Below are 4769 nucleotides of genomic sequence, written 5' to 3'. Positions count from 1 at the left end.
CGCTCTAAGGCACACTTGGTTGCGTGGGACATTATCGACACGGCCGCAAGGTTCCAGCATTACCGCCCGCGCAGCACAACGCGATCAGAGCCGTCAGTATCGTGCTGGTCTTCGCCCTGGTCGCGTTGACCACTTGGCGGCCCGCCCTATTCGCCGCGCCGGCGCTCGTGGTGATTGTCGGGCTCGCCGGCCTGGACCAGTCCGTCGTCACCGCCGGTGGCCGAGCCCGGCCCGCGGGCACGGGCGATCCCCTCGGACGCGGAGCAGCCGAGGGTGTTTCCGGCCTGGATGATCCCGACAGCCACGCCGACACCGCGGCCATCACCCTGGCGCTGCCTCGCGGGCGGTCAGCCGGTTCTCGTCTCCGGCCGTCGCCCGACGACAGCCGGGCAACGGCCGGAGACGACGTGCTCTCCTGGTCGCCCCTGGACGAAGCCGGGCTGGATGATCCGCTCGCCACCCACACGATGGCGATCGACATGCGGGTGCTCCTGGATGACGGCCCTGCCTGGGTACGCTGACCGCTGCTGCCAGCTCTTCTCATCCGCTACGAGCGACCGGCAAGCGGATTGTTGGCGTACAAATTTGATCTTCGCTGGTAGCGTACCGCGCCCGGGAAGGTGGCTCCGGGAGCCGACGGTTCACGTTTCGGCAAGCCCTACCCAGCGCTGCCCTGATCACCGTTTTCCCGGGCCGTAAGGAGGGCGAGGACCTGCGCGGTGGCGTGGCGGACCGCGTCCGCGTCACCACCGTCCCGCCCCGCCGCGAGACCGATGAGAAACGCGGTGACCGGAGCGGCGGGCCGGGCGACGCCGTGCGCGACATCACGCGCGAGATCGAGCACACCGGGGACGTCAAGCTGAGTGGGGTCAAGGCCAAGCGCGCCGGCCGCCGCGGCCACCCAGTCATCAAGAGCGCTCACCGAGCCATCCTCGCCCACCGGCGTGCCCGCTCGAGATCCGCCGGCTCGTCGCAGTCCAGCGTGGTGCGCTCATCAGCGGGTACCGCCAGCACCCGTGGGCCGGCCAGCACCGACCGCAGCGCCACCCCGGCAGGCGCGGTGGGGAGCCGCGCCCGCAGCACGGATGTGCGCCATACCCCGGTCAGGTACTGGCGCCGACCGGCCGGATCAATCAGGAGCGCGCCCCACAGCGGAGCAGCACCGCGCTGGCCGGCTCCGGTGGTCTCCCGGTCAGCGCCGCCCACGGCCCGCACGAGCGCGGCGACCGTTCCCGCGGTGAGAAACGGGAGATCGGCCGCAAGCACGGCAACCAGCGGTGCGCTCACCAGCTCCAGCCCGGCGGCAAGAGCGGCGACCGGCCCCCCGCCGGGCGGCCGCTCACAGGTCCAGGCCACCGGGCGTGCCAGCCGGACCGGACGTACCGGCCCGACCACGATCACCTCGCGCGCGGTGGCCACCGCCGCGAGAACACGATCAAGCAAGGTCCGGCCACCGACGGTCGCCAGCGGCTTGTCCGCACCGCCGAGGCGGCGGGCCGACCCGCCGGCAAGCACCACCGCGTCCCAGCTCATCCGCCGATCGCCGACATCGGTCGCGACGGCTGCGCAAAGTCCGGGCCGTTGACACCGTGCCCGGCGCGCTTGCCCCGGACGGCCGCGGCCCACAGGTGCGCAAGGTCCGCGTCGTCGGCCCCGGCCCGCATCGGCGTGCGCAGATTGGTCTCCGTGTCAGCGAACAGGCAGGAACGGAGCTGCCCGTCAGCGGTGAGACGGACCCGGTCGCAGGCGGCGCAGAACGGCGCGGTCACCGAGCCGATCACTCCGACCGTTCCGGGCCCGCCGTCCACGGCGAACAACTCGGCCGGCGCGCTACCGCGACCGGGCAGCGCGGTGACGGTGAACTCGGACCGGAGCCTGGCGAGGATCTCCGCTCCGGTGACCATCACGCCACGATCCCAGCTGTGCTGGGGGTCGAGCGGCATCTGCTCGATGAAGCGCAGGGCGTAGCCTCGCTCCAGGCACCATCGCAGCAGGGACGGCGCCTCGTCATCGTTGACGTCCCGCAGGAGCACCGCGTTGACCTTCACCGGTGCCAGCCCTGCCGTGGCCGCGGCGGCCAGACCCGCGCACACATCCGCAAGCCGATCCCGATGTGTCATCGCCAAATAACGGTCAGCGCGTAACGTGTCCAGCGAAACGTTCACCCGGTCCAGGCCGGCCACGCGCAGCGCGGCGGCAAAACGGGCCAGCGACGTGCCGTTGGTGGTCATGGACAGCTGGACGCGGGGACGCAGCATCGCCAGCTGGGCGACGAGGTCGACCAGGCCCGGCCGAACCGTCGGCTCACCGCCGGTCAGCCTGATCTCGTTCACGCCGAGCCGGGTGACCGCTATCCGCGCGAGCCGGACAACCTCGGCGTCGGTCAGCATCTCCGCCCCCGGCAGCCAGGCCAGGCCGTCAGCGGGCATGCAGTAGGTACACCGCAGGTTGCAGCGGTCGGTCAGTGAAATCCGCAGATCGGTGGCGACCCGCCCGAAGGAATCCCGTAACGCCACCGTCTCAGCCTAGAGCGGCGTATCCGGCGTGACGCGAGGGGATCGGGCCGGGATACCGGTGTCACACTCAGATGGGCCGGCGAGGCGTGCCGATCTATGGTGGAGTGGGCGCGGGCTGACCGGGCAGGCCCACGGTGCCGCGCGCCGCGTGGGAGGCGCTGTGCCCGGGTAGGCCCGGTGCGGGTCGGCGGCAACAGGAGGGCATAGGCGAAATGCAGGTCTTCGGTGTCGACATCGGCGGTACCGGCATCAAGGGTGCACCCGTCGACATTGACGAGGGCAAGCTCACCGCGCCCCGCGTCCGGATCCCGACGCCGCAGCCGTCGCGGCCACCCGCCATAGCCAGGACCGTCGCCGACGTCGTGGCCCATTTCGGCTGGACGGGGCCGGTCGGGGCCACCTTTCCCGCCGTGCTCAAAGACGGTGTCGCGAGGACGGCGGCCAACGTCGACCCGAGCTGGGTGGATACCGACCTGGCCGCGACCCTGCGAACGGTCCTGCCAGGCGGCGCCACGGTGATTAACGACGCTGACGCCGCCGGAATCGCCGAAATGACCTTCGGTGCCGGCCGTGACGTCGGTGGTGTCGTACTCATGACGACGTTCGGCACCGGTATCGGCACGGCGCTGTTCCTGCACGGCCAGCTCCTCCCGAACACCGAGTTCGGTCATCTTGAGATCGGCGGGCACGAGGCGGAGGCCCGAGCCTCCGAGGCGGCCCGGGAACGCGAAGATCTTTCCTGGGAAAAATGGGCGAAGCGGGTCAGCCGCTATCTGAACGCGCTGGAAGCGCTGCTGTGGCCCGATCTCATCATCATCGGCGGCGGCGCGAGCCGAAAAGCTGATCGCTTTCTCGACCGTCTCGATGTCCGCACCAAGGTGCTCCCCGCCCAGCTGCAGAACGACGCCGGGATCGTCGGGGCCGCGCTGTTCGCGGCCGGTGACCAGACCCGTCCCAAAGCGGCGGTGAGAACGCCGCGCCGACGGCCGCCCGCCACCCGCCCGCCCGGAGGCCGCCGTCCCTGACCATGAGGCATCTGGCCAGCCCGCCGAACGGCCGACGCGCCGCTGCCGACAGACCGGGCGCCCGTGTCGACGGGATGCCGACAAAGCGTGTCGGCATCCCGGGGTGAGACATCGTGGATGTGCCGATGGCAAGCTGTGGGGTAGGCATGAACGGCGGGTTCGACAGTCCGGATACTCACCGTCACCAAACGTTTCAGGGCGGGCTCGGACGACGCCGATGAGGAGGCGCCATGCGTGAGCTGCGAGCGGTCGCGCTCAGCGAGGACGGCGGCTACCTCGTGCTCGCCGAGACCGCCGGCGGACCTGATCCGGAGAAGTTCCGGGTACCGGTCGACGACCGGCTCCGGACGGTGCTGCGCGGGGGACGGCGCAGTGAGGTTCGCCAGGAAAGCGCCCTGACCCCGCGGGAGATCCAGGCGCGCCTACGCGCTGGTGAGACGACCGCCGAGGTCGCGCGGGTAGCGGGCATACCGGTCGAGCGGGTCGAACGCTATGAGGGCCCGGTCCTGGCCGAGCGGGCCCGGGTGGTACAGGAAGCACGGGCGGCGCTACTGCCCAAGGACCCCGGCGGCGCCCCCGGCCGGCCGCTGGGCGAGGTGGTGGACGCCCGGCTGATGGCCGCGCAGGACGATCCCGGCGGCGCGCAGTGGGATGCCTGGCGCCGGGTGGACGGGATCTGGCTGGTACAGCTGACCTCGGAGAGCCGGTGCGCACGCTGGACCTGGGACCCGGTTGTGCGCCGTGTTCGTCCGCACGACGATGCCGCCCGAGCGCTGGTGGCCCCTGAGGTAGCGGCCGACCCCACAGCGCAGCCGGCACCCGCGCCGCCGCCCGTGCAGGCCGGTCCTGCCCGTCCGCCCGGTCCCGCGTTGACGCTGGTGCAGGAGCCGGCCGCCACGCCGGCCGCGCCGAGCGCACACCCGCCGGTCGTGGTAACGCCGCCCACGCCGGTCCAGCCGGCCTCGGCACGGGGGCGGACACACGGAGCCTCCCGGCCCGCCGCCCGGGGTGAAGCACCCGCGCGGGTTCCCGCTCCCCCGGCCGCGCCGGTCAGATCAGCGCAGCCACAGCCACAGTCACAGCTACCGGAAGCCGTGGTGCCCGTGGTGCCCGTGGTGGACGTACGGGGCGCGGAGGTGCGCGACGTCCGGCCGGCGCCGGCCGCACCAGGTGTACCGGCGCTCCCGGCGGCTGCGGCTGCGGCTGCACCCGGCCCCGGCCCCGGCCC

Annotated in this window: 6 protein-coding genes; 3 read left to right on the top strand and 3 right to left on the bottom strand. The window is 72.3% G+C overall.

Annotated elements, in window-relative coordinates; translation table 11 throughout:
• Positions 1 to 23 precede the first annotated feature (23 nt).
• Entirely contained in the window at positions 24 to 521 is a 498-nt protein-coding gene (locus tag MJ785_RS11155; RefSeq protein ID WP_239380688.1) for a hypothetical protein, read from the top strand.
• A gap of 137 nt (positions 522 to 658) precedes the next feature.
• Here MJ785_RS11155 and MJ785_RS11150 read toward each other — a convergent pair whose 3' ends face one another.
• Genes MJ785_RS11150 through moaA form a run of 3 tightly spaced genes read right to left on the bottom strand, consistent with a single transcriptional unit; the run spans position 659 to position 2516 of the window.
• A complete protein-coding gene (locus MJ785_RS11150; RefSeq protein WP_239308836.1) occupies positions 659 to 922 on the bottom strand; it encodes a DUF6457 domain-containing protein in 264 nt (87 codons plus the stop codon).
• Positions 919 to 1533, bottom strand: coding sequence for a molybdenum cofactor guanylyltransferase (locus MJ785_RS11145; protein WP_239380687.1), 615 nt, complete (start codon positions 1531 to 1533; stop codon positions 919 to 921). The genes MJ785_RS11150 and MJ785_RS11145 overlap by 4 nt, the downstream gene beginning before the upstream one ends.
• Entirely contained in the window at positions 1530 to 2516 is a 987-nt protein-coding gene (gene moaA / locus MJ785_RS11140) for a GTP 3',8-cyclase MoaA (protein WP_239380686.1), read from the bottom strand. Before moaA ends, MJ785_RS11145 begins: the two co-directional genes overlap by 4 nt.
• 212 nt (positions 2517 to 2728) lie before the next feature.
• Here moaA and ppgK point away from each other — a divergent pair, with 212 nt between their 5' ends.
• Both ppgK and sepH read left to right on the top strand, forming a co-directional pair.
• Positions 2729 to 3541, top strand: coding sequence for a polyphosphate--glucose phosphotransferase (gene ppgK / locus MJ785_RS11135; RefSeq protein WP_239308839.1), 813 nt, complete (start codon positions 2729 to 2731; stop codon positions 3539 to 3541).
• A 230-nt stretch (positions 3542 to 3771) separates the two neighbouring features.
• Positions 3772 to 4769 (top strand): septation protein SepH (sepH, locus tag MJ785_RS11130; protein WP_239380684.1); only part of this gene is annotated, 998 nt, incomplete at its 3' end.

It is taken from the genome of Protofrankia sp. CiT1, assembly GCF_917627335.1.
Classification (GTDB): domain Bacteria; phylum Actinomycetota; class Actinomycetes; order Frankiales; family Frankiaceae; genus Protofrankia.
This window is presented reverse-complemented; position numbering and strand designations above follow the sequence as displayed.